The organism is Chromobacterium sp. FG89 (assembly GCF_057808735.1).
This window is the reverse complement of record NZ_JBMDIQ010000008.1, coordinates 44008-62185: the sequence shown is the minus strand read 5'-3', so window position 1 is coordinate 62185 and position 18178 is coordinate 44008. Positions and strand designations below refer to the sequence as shown.

The following is an 18178-nucleotide window of genomic DNA, read 5'->3' as shown; positions in this document are numbered from 1 at the left end:
GCCGCGCCGCAGTAAGAACCTGTTTACGATCTGCTGCGCGTCATGAAGCGTTGCGCGGTGAGGACAAGCTCAAAATGCTCATGTACCGCGTGTACATTCCGCTTTTTCGCTCGTTTCGGTCTTGTCTCGCCTTAGCTCGCGAGAGCGTAAACACGTTCTAAGACAAAAACAAAGGGGAAAACATTGAAGATGAGCAGACTGCTGCCCTTGGCGGCCTTGCTGTGCGCGGCCGGCGCCTGGGCGGACGGCGGCCTGGATTATGGCCGCTACGGCATTGATTTGAACGGTATCGATCCGGCGGTGAGAGTACAGGACAATCTGTCGCTGCACGCCAATGGCCGCTGGATCCAGCGCACGGTGATTCCGGCCGAGCGTTCCTCGGCGGGCGTGGCGGAGGCTTTGGCGGACCGCAATCTGGAACGGCTGCGCCAGTTGATAGAACAGGCCGGGCAGGGGACGGATGCCGAGGCGGGGCAGATCGCCGCGCTGTATCGCAGCTTCATGGACGAGGACGTCGTCGCCCGGCGCGGGCTGGAGCCGCTGCGCGAATCTCTGCGGGCCGTGGCCGGCCTGGGCTCGGCGGCGGAGGCGGTCCGTTATATGGGCCGCCTGCAGGATCAGCCGGTGGATACGCCGTTCCGCTTCTATGTCGGCCAGGACCCCAAGGATTCCGCCGCCTACCTGGCCGGCGTCGGCCAATCCGGTCTGGCGATGGACCAGGACTACTATCTGGGCAAGTCCGCCGACTTCGCCGCCGCGCGTAAGGCCTATTTGAGTTATCTGGAGCGGCTGTTCGCGCTGGCGGAACTGGACCAGCCGCAAAGCCGCGCCCGCGACGTGCTGGCTTTCGAGACCCGGCTGGCGAAAATCCAGTGGACCAATGTCGAGAACCGCGACATCCAGAAAACCTACAACAAGCTGAGCCTGGCCGAGTTGGCGCGCCGGCAGCCCGGCTACGATTGGCCGGCCTTGCTGAGCGACGCCGGCCTGGACGCCGCCAAGCAGTTGAATCTGGACCAGCCCGGCTATCTGAGCAAGCTGGCGCCGCTCTTGCGGGCCGCGCCCGCGTCCACGCTGCGCAACTACCTGCTGGCGCGCACGCTGGACGCTTACGCGCCCAGCCTGACGCCGGCCTTCGTCGACGCCCACTTCGACTTCTACGGCAAGACCCTGGAAGGCCGCAAGCAGAACCGCCCGCGCTGGAAACGCGGCGTGGGCATGGTGGAAAGCGGCCTGGGCGAGGCGCTGGGCAAACTCTATGTGGCGCGTTATTTCACGCCGGAGGCCAAGCGCCAGGCCGACGAACTGGTGCGCAATCTGCTGCAGGCCTACGACCAGTCCATCGACACCCTGGACTGGATGAGCGCCGCCACCAAGCGCCAGGCCCATATCAAGCTGTCCAAGTACACGCTGAAGATAGGCTATCCGGACAAGTGGCGCGATTACGGCGGCCTGCAGCTGGCGCCGGACGATCTGGCCGGCAATGTGCGGCGCATCGCGGTGTTCAACTACCGCTATATGAGCGGCAAGCTGGGCCAGCCGGTGGATCGCAAGGAATGGAGCATGACGCCGCAGACGGTGAACGCCTATTACAATCCGGCCAATAACGAGATCGTGTTCCCGGCGGCCATCCTGCAGGCGCCGTATTTCGATCCCGGCTTCGATCCGGCGGTCAACTACGGCAGCATAGGCGCCACCATAGGCCACGAAATCAGCCATGGTTTCGACGACCAGGGCAGCCAGTTCGACGGCGACGGCAATATGCGCAACTGGTGGACGGCCAGCGACAAGGCGCGCTTCAAGGCGGCCACGCGCAAGCTGGTCAAGCAATACGGCCGCTACCAGCCGGTGCCCGGCCACCATGTCAACGGCGAACTGACCCTGGGCGAGAACATCGCCGACAACGCCGGCCTGGAAGTGGCCTACAAGGCCTATCATCTGGCGCTCGCCGGCAAGGACGCGCAGGTGCTGGACGGCATGAGCGGCGACCAGCGTTTCTTCATCGCCTTCGCCCAATCCTGGCGCAGCAAGAGCCGCGACGAAGCCACGCTCAAACAGCTGGTGTCGGACCCGCACACGCCGGACCTGTGGCGGCCCATCGGCACCGCCAGCAATATGGAGCCGTTCTACCAGGCCTTCGGCGTCAAGCCGGGCGACAAGATGTATCTGTCGCCCAAGCAGCGCTTCCATTTGTGGTGGTGAGTCATTCCCAGATCGTAAACCGGTTCTCAGATTGAGCGTTTGAGCTGGCCGGGCGTAAGCCCGGCATGGCGGCGGAACATGGCGATGAAGGCGCTGTCCTGCGCATAGCCCAGTTCCGCCGCCACCCGGCTGACGCTTTCCCCATCGGCCAACAGTCGGCTGGCCTCCATCATTTTCAATTGCCGCCGCCAGGCGCTGAAGCTGAGCCCGGTCTGTTGTTGGAACAACCGGTTGACGGTGCGGGCGCTGGCGCCGGCCTGGGCGGCCAATTGCTCCAGCGTGGCCTCGTCGCCGGGCTGTTGCAATAGCTGCTCGGCAATGCGCAGCAGCCGCCGGTCTTGCGGCAGCGGCAGGCTCAGCGCCTGCTCCGGCGCGCGGCCGGCCTCGTCCAGCAACACCTCCACCAGCCGCTGCTGCGCCGGCTCCAACGGCGACAGCGGCCATTCCGCCACCCGCACGATCAATTCCCGCAACAGCGGGCTGACGGCGATGATCTGCGGCCGCCGCGGCAGCGCGGGATAGACGACCGGATCGAAGTACAGGCTGCGATAGGCGAAAGGCTTGCCGGTTTCGGCCTGATGCCACAGCCCCGAGGGAATCCAGGCGGCCATTGTCGGCGGCAGCACGCAGCGGGTGTGGCCGATGCGGATTTGCAGCACGCCGCTGACCGCGTACATCAGCTGCGCGCGGCGATGGCGGTGCAGGCCGGAGTCATGCGGCGCCGGCGCGTCTATGGCCATGCCGACGATGGGATCGGCGAGCTGGTCCGGGTCCGGCGCCGTGGCGGGCAGGTAGCGCGGCATCTTGTCCGATTCTCAATGTTTTATGGCTATCCATCGATAATAGGCGTGCCTTCATCCTCCTACAATCCCTGTTCGTTGTTTTTAGGAGGACAAAATGAAAACCGCGATCCGGGCGGCGCCGCTGGCGCTGCTGATTGTATTGCTGGGTTTCCCGCAATTGAGTGAAACCATTTACGCGCCGGCCTTGACCGAGATCGCCCAGGCTTACCATGTCAGCGCCGGTCAGGCGCAGTTGACGATGAGCGTCTACTTTCTGGCTTTCGCCTTCGGCGTGGTGTGCTGGGGCCGGCTGGCCGATCTATACGGACGGCGGCCGGCCTTGCTGGCCGCCCTGGCCTGTTACGGCGCGGGCGCGGTGCTGGCGGTGATGAGCCGCGATTTCACCGCGCTGCTGCTGGCCAGGCTATTGCTGGCCTTCGGCGCCAGCGCGGGTTCGGTTGTGGTGCAGACCATGTTGCGCGACCGCTATCAAGGCCCGGCCTTGCTGACGGTGTTCGCCACCGTCAGCGCGGTGTTGTCGCTGTCGCCGGCCTTGGGCCCGCCGCTGGGCGCCGTGCTGGTGGCCGGTTTCGGTCATCAGGGCGTGTTCGCCGCCTTGTGCGGCTTGGCGGCGCTGTTGCTGCTGTTGTCCTGGAAGCTGGCCGGCGAGACCCGGCCGGCGGACCTGCCGCCGCCGGCGGCCTTGGGCGCGGTGGCGGCCAGGATGGCGCGAGATCCGCGGGTGCTGGCCACGGTATGGCTGGTGGCCGGCTTCAATCTGCTGTTGTTCGGCTTTTACACGCTGGCCCCGTTCACGCTGCAATTGCTGGGCATGCCGGCCTGGTTGTTCGGCCTCAGCGGTTTGCTGGTGGCCGCCGGCGGCCTGTTCGGCGGCGCGGTCAATCGCCGGCTGGCGGCGCGAGGCGGCGCGGAACGCTTGCCGCGCCTGGCCTTGATGGCCGCCGGCGCGGCGGCCCTGGTTCAGTTGCTCAGCGGCTGGCCGGGTCTGCTGCCGACCGCGGCCGTCGGCGTGCTGTTGCTCAGCCAACTGGTGATTTCCGCGGCCTTCGGCTGCGCGATTCCGCCGCTGCTGGCGGGGGCCCTGCGGGATTACCGCCAAGTGCAGGGCACGGCCGGCGCCTTATTGGGCCTGATGTACTACCTGCTGATCGCCGGCGGTCTGGGTTTGCTTGGCGCGGCTTATCAGCCGTATGTCTTGTACCAGCCCATGGCCATGGCGCTGCTGTGCGCGGCGATGTGGCCGGCGGCGCGGCGATTGAATCGGTAGGGAGTTGAATATTCTGTCTGCTTCATGGCATTGTGTTGAAAATTTCAAACAGCCATGGAGAGCAGAGCGATGAAACAGGCCAGCGATATCATTGTGTTCCAGCGTCACGACGTGGCGCTGGAATCGTTTGTGGCGACCGAGGATCGCCGCGTCGCCGGCGAATGCCGGCAAAGCGTGGCCAACCATTATTCCGATCCCAGCGGGCAGTTCCACGCCGGCATCTGGAGCGGCGGGCTGGGCTGCTGGAAAGTGCGCTACAGCGAACACGAGTTCTGCACGCTGTTGCAAGGACGAGTGAAGGTCAGCGACGAGGCCGGGAACAGCGTGGAGTTGAAGCAGGGCGATCACTTCGTGATCCCCGCGGGCTTTGTCGGTACCTGGCAGGTGCTGGAGCCGGCGTGCAAGACTTACGCGGTGTTCGAAGCGCGACACGCCGAGTGAACCGCGACAAGCAACAGCCCCGCATTGCGGGGCTGTTTTTCGTGGCGGCGGGCCGGGCTTAAAAGGTGAAGCCGGCGCCGATATACATGCCGTCGGCAAGACGACGATTGCGGTTGTTGTCCTTGCGCTCGATGTCGAAGTAGCGATAGCCGGCTTCCACGGTGAACGGTCCAATGGGGTTCCAGCGCACGCCGGCGGCCAGGTCGCTGACGTTCTTGACGCTGCCGCTGGCCATGCTGTCGCCGGCGTAATAGGCCTGGCCGTAGAGGCTGAGCTTGGGCGCCAGCTGTATGTTGGCGCGGCCGCCGAGCAAGGCGGCGGTGCCGGAACCGCTGTCCGGATTCAGGCCCATCAGCTTGCCGCCGCCGGCCAGGGTGACCGGGCCCAGCGGAATCGCGAACTCCAGGCCGGCGCCGCCGGCGTTGCCCTTGTGGTCGCTGTTCAGGTAATCGATGGAAAGCCCCAGGCCCAGGCCCTGCGGGGTGCGGCTGAATTGCTGGAAGTCCTTGCCGGCGATAAAGCTGTAATCGGCGGCGTGGGCGGCCGCAGTCAGGGCGAGCAGCGCGGCGGCGGCGCTCAGATGCAGAGTTTTCATGGGTCACTTCTCTTGGGTGAGTTAGACAACAAGGGAAGTGACCGCTTTTTAAGTAACAAGTTCGGCGAGCCGCCAAATATTCGAGTGTGAATTATTCACTGGCCAGCAAATTCTCCAGCTCCAGCAGCCGGGTTTTGAGGGCGGCCACTTCCGCTTCCAAGGCGGCGACGCGGCCGGCGATGCCCACCTCGATCACGCCGCAGCCGTTGTCGCCGGCGGCCGGCAGCGATTGCGGCTCGCCGCTGAGTAGATGGGCCCAGCGCGCCTCGCGCTCGCCGGGCTGGCGCTCCAGCTTCAGCACCAGCGGCGGGTATTTGTCGGCCAGCGCGTTGAGAGCGGTTTCCACTTCCTCCACGCCGCTGAAGCCGTAGATGCGGCCGGAACGGGTGCGGATTTCCGCCGAGGTTTGCGGTCCGCGCAGCATCAGCAGGGCCAGCGCCGCCAGCCGCGCGCCTTCGATATTCCATTCGTAATTGAGCCTGTGCTCGTATTTGGCCACCCGGCTGCCGGCCGGCAGCCGCTCGCTCGCCAGCTTCTTGGCGATCAGGCTGTCCAGCGCCGCGCTGATGTCCGCTTCGGACAGCTGCATCACCGGTTCGCGGCTGGTCAGCTGGTTGCAGGCCGAGGCCAGGCCGTTCAAGGTCATCGGGTAGGCGTCCGGGGTCAGCGCCTGTTTTTCCACCAGGGCGCCCAGCACGCGCACTTCATGCGCTTCCAGTTGATGTGTATCCATCCATGTCTCCGCTTGAGGCTGCCGACGCCGGGGGCGACGGCTGGCCGGATTGGCATTTAGCGATTCTAGCGCGGTTGGCGGGCCCTACGCACGGTGAGATCATGGTCTTGGCTTGACAGCGGCCGGCGCGCTTGCCACGCTGTGCGGTTTTTGTCGATGGTGGGGAGGGTGCGATGACGCGAGTGGACGTGTTGCTGGTGGAACTGGGCCTGGCGGCTTCGCGCACGGCGGCGCAGAATCTGATCGCCGCGGGGCGCGTCCGTTGCGACGGCGCGCCGGTGAGCAAGCCCAGCCAGAAATGCGCGCCGGGCAGCCGCTTCGAGATCGCCGCCGATCCATCCGATCGTTTCGTGTCGCGCGGCGGCTTGAAAATGCTGGGCGCGCTGGAGTCGTCCGGCCTGGACCCGCACGACGCGCTGGCGCTGGACGTGGGCCAGTCCACCGGCGGTTTCAGCGATTGCCTGCTGCAGCAGGGCGCGCGGCGAGTGGTGGGCGTGGACGTGGGGCACGATCAATTGCATCCGCGGCTGCGGACGGACGCGCGCCTGCGTTATTTCGAAGGGGTGAACGCCAGGGCGCTGGACCACGCGGCCCTGTTGGCGGCCAACGAGGGTTTGCCTTTCGACCTGATGGTGTGCGACGTGTCCTTCATTTCGCTGACCTTGGTGCTGCCCTCGGCGCTGCCCTTGATCCGTCCCGGCGGTCACCTGCTCAGCCTGGTGAAGCCGCAGTTCGAGGTGGGGCGCGAAGGTTTGGCCAGGGGCGGCATCGTACGCGACGAGAGCCTGTACCCGCGCGTGCGGGACAAGATCAGCGAGGCGGTGCGGGAGCAGGGCTTTGAGCTGCTGAAGTGGTTCGACAGTCCGATCACCGGCGGCGACGGCAACCGCGAGTTCTTCATCTACGCGCGCAAGCGCTGAGCGGCGCGAGGCGACGCCTTGTTATGATGAAGGCATCGCCAGGGCCGCGCGTCGCGGTTATTATTCCGCTTGGCCGAACTCGCTTTGCTCGCTGCGCAGAACCATGACGGGACAGTTGGCGCGGCGCAGCAGGTTCTGGGCGAAGCTGCCCAACAGCAGATGGGCGATGCCGCTGCGGCCATGGGTGCCGAGCACGACCAGGCCGGCTTTGTGGCTGTCCGCGTAGCGCACCAGCAGTTCCGCCATGTCGGCGCCGCCGTCCCAGCTTTCCGCCATGTGGATCTGCACCTGTTCCACGCCGGCTTCCACCGCCTGTTTGCGCGCCTGTTCCAGCACGCGGTTGCCGTCGCGGAAGGCTTGATCGTGCAGTTCGTGGGTGCCGAGCAGGCCGACGCCTTCCACCGCCAGATCGCGCAGGCTGGCGATGTGGAACAGGGTCAGGCTGGCTTTGCAGAACTTGGCGACGCGGATGGCTTCCAGCAGCGCCTTGTCCGAATTGCTGCTGCCGTCCAGCGCGGCGATGATGTGTTGGTACATGTCCGATGTCCTTTATGGCTGGTGAGACAGGAGGATTATCGTGACAGCATATCGCGGCGGGCGGCCCAGGCCAAGCCGGCATGGACCGGGTTTGACCTGGCGCAAGGCGTTGACGGCGGGGCGAGGCGGTGTTTTACAATGACATCCTCAGTTAAAGGTTTGATTTGAAATGTTTGTTTTTCTATTGATCGTGGGCGCGTGTTTGCTGGCTTTGCTGGGGTGGATTGTGTACTCGCGCCGCGCGCCGCGCCAGGTCACGAGGACGCGCGCCGAGGACAAGGTGTACGCCTTGAATACCCAGATCCGCAGCGTGGAGCCGCCTGAGCATTCCACCGGAGCGGCCTTCGGCGTGTTGCTCAAGGCCGCGCGCGGCGACCGCGCCGCGGTGGAAAAGTGGATCGTGGCCGAGCAATACCGCGGCAGCGTGCCGGTCAGCCGCGAGGAGGCGATCGAACTGCTGGCGCGGAGGCTGCTGTTGAGCCGCAACTGAGGCGCTTGGCGCGAGACAATGCAAACAGGCCCGCATCAGCGGGCCTGTTTGCATTGGTCAATGGGTTCTCAGGCCAGCAGACCCAGGTATTGACGCTCCCACGGCGTGATCTGGCTGTGGTAGTGAGTCAGTTCCACCTCCTTCACCGCCAGATAGGCGGCGCTGAACTCCGCGCCGAACAGCTGCGCGGCGGCGTCGCCGCCGGCCATCGCCTCGCAGGCGGCGTCCAGGGTATTGGGCAGGCTGGCGCGTTCGCTCTTGAACACATTGCCGGTGGCGGGCTCGCTGGGCTGCAAGCGGCCTTCTATGCCCAGCAGGCCGGCGCCCAGGCTGGCCGCCAGCGACAGATAGGGGTTGGCGTCGCAGCCGGGCAGCCGGTTTTCCACGCGGCGGCCTTCCGGGCCGGACACCGGCACCCGCAGCCCCACCGAACGGTTGTCCAGGCCCCAGCTCAGATTGACCGGCGCGGCCATGCCTTTGACGAAGCGGCGGTAGGAATTGGGGCTGGGGCAGAACAAGGGCATCAGTTCCGGCAGATAACGCTGCAGGCCGGCGATGAAGCCGTAGAAGGTTTCCGAGGCTTCGCCGTCGGCGCGGCTGAAGACATTGTCGCCATGCTGGTCCACCACGCTTTGGTGCAAGTGCATCGAACTGCCCGGCTGGCCCGGCAGCGGCTTGGCCATGCACACCACGCTGAGGCCGTGGCGGTTGCCTATCTCCTTAAGCGCGGTCTTGAACAGGAAGGTTTGGTCGGCCAGCGCCAGCGCGTCGCCGTGTTTGAGGTTGATTTCAAACTGGCTGGGGCCCATTTCGTGGACGAAGGTGTCGGTGGCGATGCCCAGCATTTCGCAGGCGCGGTAGAGATCGTCGAAATAGGCTTCCAGATCGTTGAGGGAGGAGAAGCTGAAGGAGTCGAAGCCGGCTTCGCGGCGGCCGCTGCGCAGCGTGGGCGGCTGAAACGGCTGCTGCGGGTCGCCGTGGGCGGCGAAGACGTAGAACTCCAGCTCCGGCGCCACCACCGGCGTCCAGCCGAGCGCCGCGTAGCGCGCCAGCACCGCTTTCAGCGCCGAGCGCGGCGCCAGCGGCGCCAGGCTGCCGTCGTGGTCCACGCAGTCGCAGATCACGCTGGCGCGCGGGGTCTTGGCCCACGGCACCTGGCGCAGAGTGGCGAAATCCGGAACCAGGGTGACGTCCGGATCGTGCTCGCCGTAGTAGCGGTAGTCCGGGAATTCGCCGATACAACTTTGGATGGGCACCGCCCGCGCGATGCGCAGCGGCTGCCCCTTGATGAAGGCCTTGGCCGGCAAAGTTTTGCCGCGGGCAAAACCGTGCACGTCGGCGAAAGCCAGTTCTACGTCACGAACATTCTGTTGAATCAGCCATTCGGCCAAGTCCGCCGGGATGGTGGCCTGGGACATGAATCTCTCCCGATGCGCTTGCGCATTATTGTTTGCATGTTTGGGTCTGTCTGTCCGTGGCTTTGTTTTATTTTTGGAGCGTTTGCTCTGCGCACATTATGCCATCAGGCAGGGGCGGGAGGGCAAGCCCGGAATGAAGGCGGCAAAAAGCCCCGGCGGAGCGGGGCTTGGGGAAGGCTGGGAAGGGGTTTACGATCGCGAGCTAGGGCGAGACAAGGCGTTGCGGCCGAGAAAGCGGAACGTATTCGTGGCGCATGCGTACTTCGACTTTATTTTCAACGCCGTATCGCCGCCAACAGGCTCTTAGAGGCGGAAACGGCCCACGGTCTGTTGCAGGGTGTCCGCCTGCTGATCGATGGCGCGAACCGCCCCCACCGCGTTGCTGACCGAATTCTGGGTTTCCTCCACCACGCCGGCCACCTGCTCGACGTTGCCGGCGATATTGGTGCCGGCCTGGCTCTGCTCGCCCATCGCCACCACCACATTGTGCACATGCTCCAGCGCCTGGCTGGCCTGCTTGCTGATGGCGTCCAGGGTCTGAGCAGCCTGCTGCACCTGCTCCACGCCGCCTTCCACCGCCGGGCGGATGTCGTCCATCTGGCTGGACACGCTGCCGGTTTCGCTGACCACCGCCTGCACAATGGTGGAGATCTCGTCGGTGGCGGAGGCGGTGCGCTCGGCCAGCTTGCGCACTTCGTCCGCCACCACCGCGAAGCCGCGGCCCATCTCGCCGGCGCGCGCCGCTTCGATCGCCGCGTTCAGCGCCAGCAGATTGGTCTGGTTGGCGATGTCGCGGATGGTTTCGGCGATGCCGCTGATGTTGCGGGTGCGTTCGGCCAGCTTGCCCACCATATCGCTGGCGCTATGCACTTGGCCGGCGATATTGCGGATGCCCTCGGCGGCCCGCGCCGCCAGCGCTTCGCCCTGGCGCGCCAGCTCCACGGTGTCGCGCGAGCCGGATTCGGTGTCGCGGGCGCTGGCGGTGACGTGGTCTATGCTCACCGACAGCTGCTCGATGGCGGCGGCGGCGGAACTGGTGGAGGAGCTGGCCACGCCGGAAACGTCGTGCACCTTGTCCATATCGCTGGACAGCTGACGGCTGGCCTGGTTGATATTGGTGGCGGCGAGGCTAATCTCCTCGATCATCTGGCGCAGTTTCAGCTGCATTTCGCGCATTGCCGCCAGCAGGCTGTGCGGCGGGCCCTGCACCACGATGTCGGTGCCCAGATCGCCGTCGGCGATGGCCTTGACCACCTGAGCCGCGTAGTTGGGATCGCCGCCCAGAGACTGCATGATGCTGCGCGAGACCAGCAGGATCAGGCCGGCCAGCGTGATCACGCCGATGGCGGCGATGATCAGCAGCGTGCGTGCCTGGCTCCAGAACAGCTGGTCGATGTCGTCGATGAAGATGCCGGTGCCCACCATCCAGCCCCAGGGCTCGAAGCGCACCACGCCGTTGAGTTTGGGAAACTCCCCCTTGCTGCCCTTGCGCGAGGTCTGGATGGTCACCAGGCCGTAATGCTCTTTCTGCAAGGCCTCTTCATAGACCGCCACCGTGGTGCGGCCGTCCGGCAGCGTGCTGCCCATGTCCACCTTGCCCACCCGGTCTTTGTTGGGGTGGAACATCACCACGTTTTGCGGATTGCGGCCGAAGAAGTAGATGTCGTCCACCTTGAGCGCGTTGAGGGCGGCGATGGCTTGTTTTTGGGCGTCGGCGCGCGGCAGGCCTTTTTCCTCCAGTTTCTGGAAGTGGCTCATGGTGCCTTCTGCCATGCGCAGCAGGTGGGTGATTTGCTCGCGCTTTTCCTGGCCCAGTGTGGCGCGGGTGGAGAGCAGCGCCACGGCCGCGATGCTGAGCAGCGCCAGCAGGCTGGCCGCCATGATGATGAACAGTCTGGTATTGACCCGCATGATGTTCGCTTTTCGAAGGTGGATGTCTGATTGTGGGCTGTCGGCCCTGTCTTTGCCGGCGGCAAGGACAGGGCCGGGATTATCGCCTGTTCTAGTATGGTTTTATGACATTACAAGCAACAAGATCAAGGGTTTGGTATTAATACGGAAGGATGAACGCCGCCGGCGGCGGCGTTGCGACGGGGTTTTCAGTCGTGGACTTGCAGCCGGCCGCTGGCGATGGCGGCCTTGAACACCTGGTAATCGGCTTCCACCTGGTCGGCGTAGGCCAGCGCGTAGCCGGCGATGGCCTGGTCCAGCTTGTCGCTGTCGCCCACATAGCCGGCCAGTTGGGCGGCTTGGCCGCCGGATTTGGAGTGCGCGCGCGCCAGCGCCCAGGCGCAGGCCTGGCCGTAGGCGGTCAGCGCTTCCGGCGTGGCGAAGGCTTCCAGCGACGGCGCCGCCTTCATGTCGCGCAACTGGCGCACGTAGAAGTGACGGCCGGCCGGGCCGGTGGTCCAGCCCAGGAACAGATCGCTGGCCGCCTGCATCAGGCGCTGGCCGAACACCACCCGCTTGCCCTGGTGGCCGTGCACGCAGGCCTGGGTGTAAGGCTCCAGCACCGAGGGGCGCGCCTCCTTCAATTGCAGGAACAGCGGCTGGTCGAAGTTGTCCTGCAACAGCATCACCAGACAGCGGGTGCCCACGCTGCCCACGCCCACCACCTTGAACGCGCAATCCACCAGCCGGAAGCGCTCCAGCAACTGACGACGGTCTTCCTTCAAGGTGTCGATGTAGTTGTCCAGCATCGGCTTGACCAGGGCCTCGGCGTCGTCGGCGGACAGCCAGCTGTCGTCGTTGTCCAGCAGGGTGTTCTTGTCGTGCAGATGGAAGATCACCGGCGGGTTGTCGCGCAGCCGCAGGGTGCCGTCCTCCAGCTCCGTCATCTTGGGCAGCAGTTTTTCCTGGGTCTGGTGTCTGGCCTTGTCGGACAGCTTGAGCATTTGCTGGCGGATGGCGTCGGTGGGCGCGCGCTCCAGCAATTGTTCGAAGCCCACCTTGGTGTACCACAGCTCCAGTTGTCCCATGCGGGCGTATTCGTTGACGCGGCGGCGGTAGACCTCGCTGGCGCGGCACACCATGTCCCGCGCCTGGCTTTCGCTGAAGCCCTGGCCGCGCGCGGCCAGCACCAGGCTGACCGCCAACCGTTTCAGATCCCATTCCCACGGACCGTGGTGGGTTTCGTCGAAGTCGTTGATGTCGAAGATCAGCTGCCGTTCAGGGGAGGCGAAGAAGCCGTAGTTCATCAGGTGGGCGTCGCCGCAGATCTGCAGCTTCAGGCCGCTGGAGGGATTGGCGGCCAGATCGGCGGCCTGGATCATGGCGAAGCCGCGGAAAAAGGTGAAGGGCGAAACCTGCATCCGGCTGTAGCGCAGCGGAATCAAGCCCTGCACCCGGCCCTGCGAGGTGTGTTCCACCATGGCGAGGATGTCGCGCGGCGCGCTGAGCCGGTTTTCGGCTTGCAGCGTGCGGGAGCAGGCTTGGCGCAGCGCCTTGCCGGCGGCGTAGTGCAGTTCGTACTTGGCGTGGTAATTGGACATGCGGGCTCCTGGACGAAGATCTCTTGTCCAGTGTAACCGCTGGAGAATTTTTGTCAGCGGGACTGGCTGTCAAACGCCGGCTCCGCTTATCCACAAGCTTGTCCCCGTTTCATCCACATTACACACAGCGCGCCGTGGGTTTCAAAAGTTGTGCACAAGCGGAAAAGGCAAGCGGACGCAATCAAACCGGGGGTCTGCCGGAGGCTTTTTAATGTTATCCACAGTTTTGTGCACAGTTTGCGCACACTTTCCACAGCCGCGGGGCCGCGGCCGGCGCTGTCCACAGCCCGGCCGGGGGAGGGACTCAGGCGCGCTGGGCGCAGTCCGTGACCAGCTTGCGCCATGCCTTGCTGTAACTGAGGCCATGGGTGTTCACCGTCAGCTTGCTGGCGTCGCCGTCCGGGCGGATGAGGATTTCCAGCCCGTCTTTCTGGGTGGCCGGATTGGTCAGACGCACGGTTTCGCCGCCGTCTCGGCCGCGTTCGCGTTCGATGTATTCGCTGGGAATGCGCAGCTTGCGCATGCGTTCGTCCAGGCAGCTGGCCACGGCGGGCGGCGAGGCCTTGGCCTTCAGCGTGGCGACGGGGTCGCTCAGGTTGGCGAGCGCAGGCATGACCGCGCAGCTCAGGGCGACGCCCAGCGCGGCTTGAAGCAATAGGGATTTGCAGTGTTCGATCAGAATGGGCATGGCGTTCTTGCGTCGGGACGGGATATGGGGTTGGAAGCCCAGCGCCGCGCGCAAGTTCGAGTTAGGCCGGTTGCAGGTGTTAAGGAGTTTGAGACGGCGGAGCCGCGGCGGACTGGGCGCCGTTTATTCAGCCATGCAGCGCGGCGGATTCGCCGACGATGGCGAGCAGCAGCCAGATTTGCCAATAACTGCTGCGCGCCAGCGAGTCGGCGCCGCGCAGTTCCAGACTGCGCTGGATGCGCAGCTGGCTTTGCCAGCGCATCAGGCCGCGCGAAGCGCGGACTTCCAGCAGCAGCAGCGGGGCCAGGGTCAGCAGTTTGAGCATGAACAGCGGTTGTTGCAGCCGGGCGGGGTCCAGCGAGAGCAGGCCCAGGCCGCTGACGGTCCACAGCGTCAGCGCCAGCAGCCACCAGCGGTGGCAGCGAAACAGCTGCGGGGTCTGATTGGGGAATTGCTGCTGGCGCAGCAGGCCGGCTCGGCTCCAGAGGGCGGCCAGGCCGGCGCCCAGAGCCAGTAGATGCAAGCTTGCCAGCAACCAATGCCACAACATGGTCCGACTCCCGCCCCCAAGAGATGCCCTACACGGTAAACAGGGGCGAGGCGGCTGGCAAGCTTATTCGGCTAGCCGTTTGACCGGCGCGGGGCTCAGCCGTCGAAGCGCTGGCCGGCTTGAGCGCGGCGCAGGAAATCCAGCATCGCCGGCACGCGCTCGGAACCCTCGACCGGGGACCAGGCGGCCAGGTTCTGGTCCTGCAGCGGCAGATACGGGCCGTGCTTGACTTCGAACACCACGCTGCCCGGTTGCAGCGACACCACCGAGTGCCAGGTGTTGGCCGGCATTTCGAAGACGCGCGCGCCGTCCGCGCCCAAGCGATGGCGGCCTTGCACCACGCCAGCCTCATCGAAAATTATCACCTCAAAGGCGCCGCTGAGCGCGATCAGCATTTCCCAGCTGTGGTCGTGGCGGTGCGGGCGGACATAGGTGTCCGGCTCCATGGCGATGGCCAGGCGCTGGATCGGGTCTTCCAGCTGGACGTGGAAATTCTGATTGGCGCGCAGGCGCGGCGCACAGGCGGCTTTGGCCGACAGCGCGGCCAAGTCTTGTTGGTTCAGGGTCAGCATGGAATCGCCCGGTATGGAAGCAAAGCAGCGATTATCAATGAAAACGCCGCCGGCAGCGAGGCCGGCGGCATAGCGAAAGCCGCTCAAGCAAGCGGCCTTCGATGCGGCGGGATCAGGAACGGATATGGCCGTCGCCCAGCACGATCCACTTCTGGCTGGTCAGACCGGTCAGGCCCACCGGGCCGCGCGCGTGGATCTTGTCGGTGGAAATGCCGATTTCCGCGCCCAGCCCGTATTCAAAGCCGTCGGCGAAGCGGGTGGAGGCGTTGACCATCACGCTGGCGGAGTCCACCTCGCGCAGGAAGCGGCGGGTGCGGCCGTAGTCTTCGGACACGATGGCGTCGGTGTGGTGGCTGCCCCAGTGGTTGATATGTTCGATGGCTTCGTCCAGATCCTTGACCACCTTGACGGCCAGGATGGGCGCCAGGTATTCGCTGGCCCAGTCGTCTTCCCCGGCTGGACGAACCTTGTCGCCCAGGATGGCGCGGGTGCGTTCGCAGCCGCGCAGCTCCACGCCTTTTTCCCAATAGGCCGCAGCCAGGCGCGGCAGGATGAATTCCGCGAAGGCGGTGTGCACCAACAGAGTTTCCATGGTGTTGCACGTGCCGTAGCGATGGGTCTTGGCGTTCAGCGCGATGTCGAAAGCCTTGTCCGGGCTGGCGGTGTCGTCGATGTAGACATGGCAGTTGCCGTCCAGATGCTTGATCACCGGCACCCGCGCCTCGGCGCTGATGCGGGCGATCAGGCCCTTGCCGCCGCGCGGCACAATCACGTCCACGTATTGCGGCATGGTGATCATCTCGCCCACCGCGGCGCGGTCGGTGGTGGCCAGCACCTGCACCGCCTCGGCCGGCAGGCCGGCTTCGCGCAGGCCCTCGTGCACGCAGGCGGCGATGGCCTGATTGCTGTGGAAGGCCTCGGAGCCGCCGCGCAGCAGCGCGGCGTTGCCGGATTTCAGGCACAGGCCGGCGGCGTCGGCGGTGACGTTGGGGCGGGCCTCGTAAATGATGCCCACCACGCCCAAGGGCACTCGCATCTTGCCCAACTGGATGCCGGACGGACGGTAGGCCATCTCGCTGACCTCGCCCACCGGGTCCGGCAGCGCGGCGATTTGGCGCAGGCCTTCGGCCATGCCGGCGACGGTATTCTCGTTCAAGGCCAGGCGGTCCAGCAGCGCCGGCTCCAGGCCGGCCTTGCGCGCAGCCTCCATGTCCAGGGCGTTGGCGGCCAGCAGCTGCGCCTGCTCGCGCAGGATGGCGTCCGCCATCGCCAGCAGCGCGCGGTTCTTCTGCGCGGTGTCGGCGCGGGCCAGTTCGCGGCTGGCTTTGCGGGCGGCCTTGCCCGCCTGTTGCATATAGTCTTTGACGTTCATCGTGGAAACTTCCGAGAGCCAGAATAGAGGATTGACTCTGAGAGTAAACCAAAGCGGGGAGGGCGGCCAGAGCGGTGCGCGCGCCGCTGGAGCGTGCGGGAATGCGAAGAGGGTGGGGCGGGCTTGTTAGATGATTGAGGGATAAGAGTATTTCACAATATTATTTATGGATATAACAGTCCTTGGGTATAGTCGGGAACATCTCGGGAACATCGCCGATCATCCATTCAGAAAAGGTCTGTCCATGAAGCTCCGTCTCGCCCTGGCCGCCCTGTTGCTGGCCGCGTCAGGCTCCGCGCTGGCCGACGCCACATTGCTCAACGTGTCCTACGACGTGATGCGCGACTTCTACAAGGACTACAACCCGGCCTTTCAGAAAGCCTATAAGGCCAAGACCGGCGAAACCGTCACCCTGCAGCAGTCGCACGGCGGCTCCAGCAAACAGGCGCTGGCGGTGGCCAACGGCCTGGCCGCCGACGTGATCACCATGAACCAGGCCACCGATATCGACCTGCTGGCGGGCAAGGGCCTGGTGCCGGCCAACTGGGCCAGCCGCCTGCCCAACCACGCGGTGCCGTTCACCTCCACCATCGTGTTCCTGGTGCGCAAGGGCAATCCGCAGCAAGTGCGCGACTGGAGCGATCTGGCCAAGCCGGGCCTGAAAGTGGTGATCCCCAATCCCAAGACTTCCGGCAACGGCCGCTACAGCTATCTGGCGGCCTGGGGCTATGCGCTGAAACAGCCGGGCGGCAACGAGGCCAAGGCCCAGGATCTGGTGGGCCGCATCTTCAAGAACGTGCCGGTGCTGGACGGCGGCGGCCGCGCCGCCACCACCACCTTCATGCAGCGCCAGATTGGCGACGTGCTGGTGACCTTTGAAAACGAGGCGGAAATGATCGCCCGCGAATTCGGCCGCGGCGGCTTTGAACTGGTTTACCCCAGCGTGTCCGTGCTGGCCGAGAACCCGGTGTCCGTGGTGGACAAGGTGGTGGACCGCAAGGGCAGCCGCAAGCAGGCGGAAGCCTATCTGCAATACCTGTGGAGCCCGGAAGGCCAGAAACTGGCCGCCGACAACTACCTGCGGCCGCAAGACCCGGTGGTGGCCAAGCAGTTCGCCTCCCGCTTCCCGGCGGTGAAAACCTTCACCGTGGCCAGCGTGTTCGGCTCCTGGACCGCGGTCAATCAGAAGCACTTCGCCGACGGCGGCAGCTTCGACCAGATCTTCAGCAAGAAATGAGCGCGTGATGGCGGCCAGCGGCTTCAATCTGATCAATAAGCGCCACTCGGTGCTGCCCGGCTTCGGCCTGTCCTTCGGCATCACCCTGTTCTGGCTGGGCCTGATCGTGCTGCTGCCCTTTGCCGCGCTGCTGTGGTCGGCGCACGGCATGGGTTGGGCGGCCTTCGTCGACGCGGTGGCCCATGAGCGCGTGGCCGCCGCCATCCGCCTGTCCTTTGTTTCCGCCGGCATCGCCGCGCTGATCAATCTGCTGTTCGGCTTCCTGGTGGCCTGGGTGCTGGTGCGCTACCGCTTTCCCGGCAAGCGGCTGATAGACGCGCTGGTGGACCTGCCGTTCGCGCTGCCCACCGCGGTGGCCGGCATCGCGCTGACCACGCTGTACGCGCCCAACGGCTGGATAGGCCAATACCTGGAGCCGCTGGGCCTGAAAGTGTCGTTCACCCCGCTGGGCATCATCGTGGCGCTGACCTTCATCGGCCTGCCCTTCGTGGTGCGCACGGTGCAGCCGGTGCTGGAAGACCTGGAGCGCGAGCTGGAAGAAGCCGCCACCTGTCTGGGCGCCGGACGCTGGGACATTTTCCGGCGCGTGATCTTCCCGGCGGCGTTGCCGGCCTTGATCACCGGCGGCGCGATGGCCTTCGCCCGCGCCACCGGCGAATACGGCTCGGTGATCTTCATCGCCGGCAATATCCCGATGGTGTCGGAGATCGCCCCGCTGATCATCGCCGCCAAGCTGGACCAGTTCGACCAAAACGGCGCGGTGGCGGTGGCGCTGGTGATGCTGGCCATCTCCTTCCTGTTCCTGTTCGCCATCAACCTCATCCAATGGTGGGCCGCGCGCCGCCACGGCGCGGGTAAATGA

General features: G+C 65.4%; 18 protein-coding genes. 7 read left to right on the top strand and 11 right to left on the bottom strand.

The window, feature by feature from the left end; translation table 11 throughout:
* Positions 1-189: 189 nt before the first annotated feature.
* Positions 190-2202 carry a M13 family metallopeptidase gene (locus tag ACODRW_RS10000; RefSeq protein ID WP_488905658.1) on the top strand — a complete coding sequence of 671 codons (2013 nt, stop codon included), beginning with the start codon at positions 190-192 and terminating at the stop codon, positions 2200-2202.
* A 26-nt stretch (positions 2203-2228) separates the two neighbouring features.
* Here the strand turns inward: ACODRW_RS10000 and ACODRW_RS09995 are convergent, their stop codons facing one another.
* Positions 2229-3005, bottom strand: a complete 777-nt coding sequence (locus ACODRW_RS09995) for an AraC family transcriptional regulator (RefSeq protein ID WP_488905657.1) — start codon at positions 3003-3005, stop codon at positions 2229-2231.
* Positions 3006-3099: 94 nt separating this feature from the next.
* On the opposite strand from ACODRW_RS09995, the gene ACODRW_RS09990 reads away from it, so the two are divergent.
* A complete protein-coding gene (locus ACODRW_RS09990; RefSeq protein WP_488905656.1) occupies positions 3100-4272 on the top strand; it encodes an MFS transporter in 1173 nt (390 codons plus the stop codon).
* Positions 4273-4341: 69 nt separating this feature from the next.
* Positions 4342-4713: a cupin domain-containing protein gene (locus ACODRW_RS09985; RefSeq protein ID WP_488905655.1), complete on the top strand. Its 372-nt coding sequence runs from the start codon at positions 4342-4344 to the stop codon at positions 4711-4713.
* A 58-nt stretch (positions 4714-4771) separates the two neighbouring features.
* On the opposite strand, the gene ACODRW_RS09980 is transcribed toward ACODRW_RS09985, so the two are convergent.
* Entirely contained in the window at positions 4772-5308 is a 537-nt protein-coding gene (locus ACODRW_RS09980) for a YfaZ family outer membrane protein (protein WP_107797835.1), read from the bottom strand.
* A gap of 91 nt (positions 5309-5399) precedes the next feature.
* Positions 5400-6041 carry a YceH family protein gene (locus ACODRW_RS09975; RefSeq protein ID WP_107797836.1) on the bottom strand — a complete coding sequence of 214 codons (642 nt, stop codon included), beginning with the start codon at positions 6039-6041 and terminating at the stop codon, positions 5400-5402.
* Positions 6042-6214: 173 nt separating this feature from the next.
* Here ACODRW_RS09975 and ACODRW_RS09970 point away from each other — a divergent pair, with 173 nt between their 5' ends.
* The gene (locus ACODRW_RS09970) at positions 6215-6961 is read left to right on the top strand and encodes a TlyA family RNA methyltransferase (protein ID WP_488905654.1); all 747 of its coding nucleotides are present in this window, start codon (positions 6215-6217) and stop codon (positions 6959-6961) included.
* Positions 6962-7021: 60 nt separating this feature from the next.
* On the opposite strand, the gene ACODRW_RS09965 is transcribed toward ACODRW_RS09970, so the two are convergent.
* Positions 7022-7498, bottom strand: coding sequence for a universal stress protein (locus ACODRW_RS09965; RefSeq protein ID WP_107797838.1), 477 nt, complete (start codon positions 7496-7498; stop codon positions 7022-7024).
* A 169-nt stretch (positions 7499-7667) separates the two neighbouring features.
* Between ACODRW_RS09965 and ACODRW_RS09960 the strand changes: the two genes are divergently transcribed.
* Positions 7668-7988: a hypothetical protein gene (locus ACODRW_RS09960; RefSeq protein WP_146176546.1), complete on the top strand. Its 321-nt coding sequence runs from the start codon at positions 7668-7670 to the stop codon at positions 7986-7988.
* A gap of 68 nt (positions 7989-8056) precedes the next feature.
* Here the strand turns inward: ACODRW_RS09960 and ACODRW_RS09955 are convergent, their stop codons facing one another.
* From ACODRW_RS09955 to ACODRW_RS09925, 7 genes are all read right to left on the bottom strand, one after another.
* Positions 8057-9406: a glutamine synthetase family protein gene (locus ACODRW_RS09955; RefSeq protein ID WP_488905653.1), complete on the bottom strand. Its 1350-nt coding sequence runs from the start codon at positions 9404-9406 to the stop codon at positions 8057-8059.
* A 303-nt stretch (positions 9407-9709) separates the two neighbouring features.
* Complete coding sequence (locus tag ACODRW_RS09950) at positions 9710-11317, bottom strand: methyl-accepting chemotaxis protein (protein ID WP_107797841.1); 1608 nt, start codon at positions 11315-11317, stop codon at positions 9710-9712.
* 188 nt (positions 11318-11505) lie between these two features.
* A complete protein-coding gene (locus ACODRW_RS09945) occupies positions 11506-12897 on the bottom strand; it encodes a DUF2252 domain-containing protein (protein WP_107797842.1) in 1392 nt (463 codons plus the stop codon).
* A 304-nt stretch (positions 12898-13201) separates the two neighbouring features.
* Positions 13202-13585, bottom strand: a complete 384-nt coding sequence (locus ACODRW_RS09940; RefSeq protein WP_227106488.1) for a hypothetical protein — start codon at positions 13583-13585, stop codon at positions 13202-13204.
* A gap of 127 nt (positions 13586-13712) precedes the next feature.
* Positions 13713-14135 carry a DUF2214 family protein gene (locus tag ACODRW_RS09935; protein WP_235084933.1) on the bottom strand — a complete coding sequence of 141 codons (423 nt, stop codon included), beginning with the start codon at positions 14133-14135 and terminating at the stop codon, positions 13713-13715.
* Between the two features lie 95 nt (positions 14136-14230).
* Complete coding sequence (locus ACODRW_RS09930) at positions 14231-14707, bottom strand: WbuC family cupin fold metalloprotein (RefSeq protein ID WP_488905652.1); 477 nt, start codon at positions 14705-14707, stop codon at positions 14231-14233.
* 112 nt (positions 14708-14819) lie between these two features.
* Positions 14820-16079 (bottom strand): glutamate-5-semialdehyde dehydrogenase, encoded by a 1260-nt coding sequence (locus ACODRW_RS09925; RefSeq protein WP_107797846.1) that lies wholly within the window; start codon positions 16077-16079, stop codon positions 14820-14822.
* 244 nt (positions 16080-16323) lie between these two features.
* Between ACODRW_RS09925 and ACODRW_RS09920 the strand changes: the two genes are divergently transcribed.
* Positions 16324-17316, top strand: coding sequence for a sulfate ABC transporter substrate-binding protein (locus ACODRW_RS09920; RefSeq protein WP_488905651.1), 993 nt, complete (start codon positions 16324-16326; stop codon positions 17314-17316).
* A gap of 7 nt (positions 17317-17323) precedes the next feature.
* Complete coding sequence (gene cysT / locus ACODRW_RS09915; RefSeq protein ID WP_048408327.1) at positions 17324-18178, top strand: sulfate ABC transporter permease subunit CysT; 855 nt, start codon at positions 17324-17326, stop codon at positions 18176-18178.

Excerpts from the sequence above, each read along its gene's own strand:
- ACODRW_RS09930 (WP_488905652.1), bottom strand. The coding sequence starts at position 14,707 with ATGCTGACCCTGAACCAACAAGACTTGGCCGCGCTGTCGGCCAAAGCC.
- ACODRW_RS09985 (WP_488905655.1), top strand. The coding sequence starts at position 4,342 with ATGAAACAGGCCAGCGATATCATTGTGTTCCAGCGTCACGACGTGGCG.
- ACODRW_RS09955 (WP_488905653.1), bottom strand. The coding sequence starts at position 9,406 with ATGTCCCAGGCCACCATCCCGGCGGACTTGGCCGAATGGCTGATTCAA.
- ACODRW_RS10000 (WP_488905658.1), top strand. The coding sequence starts at position 190 with ATGAGCAGACTGCTGCCCTTGGCGGCCTTGCTGTGCGCGGCCGGCGCC.
- ACODRW_RS09975 (WP_107797836.1), bottom strand. The coding sequence starts at position 6,041 with ATGGATACACATCAACTGGAAGCGCATGAAGTGCGCGTGCTGGGCGCC.
- ACODRW_RS09990 (WP_488905656.1), top strand. The coding sequence starts at position 3,100 with ATGAAAACCGCGATCCGGGCGGCGCCGCTGGCGCTGCTGATTGTATTG.
- ACODRW_RS09965 (WP_107797838.1), bottom strand. The coding sequence starts at position 7,498 with ATGTACCAACACATCATCGCCGCGCTGGACGGCAGCAGCAATTCGGAC.
- ACODRW_RS09960 (WP_146176546.1), top strand. The coding sequence starts at position 7,668 with ATGTTTGTTTTTCTATTGATCGTGGGCGCGTGTTTGCTGGCTTTGCTG.
- ACODRW_RS09935 (WP_235084933.1), bottom strand. The coding sequence starts at position 14,135 with ATGTTGTGGCATTGGTTGCTGGCAAGCTTGCATCTACTGGCTCTGGGC.
- ACODRW_RS09925 (WP_107797846.1), bottom strand. The coding sequence starts at position 16,079 with ATGAACGTCAAAGACTATATGCAACAGGCGGGCAAGGCCGCCCGCAAA.
- ACODRW_RS09970 (WP_488905654.1), top strand. The coding sequence starts at position 6,215 with ATGACGCGAGTGGACGTGTTGCTGGTGGAACTGGGCCTGGCGGCTTCG.
- ACODRW_RS09920 (WP_488905651.1), top strand. The coding sequence starts at position 16,324 with ATGAAGCTCCGTCTCGCCCTGGCCGCCCTGTTGCTGGCCGCGTCAGGC.
- ACODRW_RS09945 (WP_107797842.1), bottom strand. The coding sequence starts at position 12,897 with ATGTCCAATTACCACGCCAAGTACGAACTGCACTACGCCGCCGGCAAG.
- ACODRW_RS09940 (WP_227106488.1), bottom strand. The coding sequence starts at position 13,585 with ATGCCCATTCTGATCGAACACTGCAAATCCCTATTGCTTCAAGCCGCG.
- cysT (WP_048408327.1), top strand. The coding sequence starts at position 17,324 with ATGGCGGCCAGCGGCTTCAATCTGATCAATAAGCGCCACTCGGTGCTG.
- ACODRW_RS09950 (WP_107797841.1), bottom strand. The coding sequence starts at position 11,317 with ATGCGGGTCAATACCAGACTGTTCATCATCATGGCGGCCAGCCTGCTG.
- ACODRW_RS09995 (WP_488905657.1), bottom strand. The coding sequence starts at position 3,005 with ATGCCGCGCTACCTGCCCGCCACGGCGCCGGACCCGGACCAGCTCGCC.
- ACODRW_RS09980 (WP_107797835.1), bottom strand. The coding sequence starts at position 5,308 with ATGAAAACTCTGCATCTGAGCGCCGCCGCCGCGCTGCTCGCCCTGACT.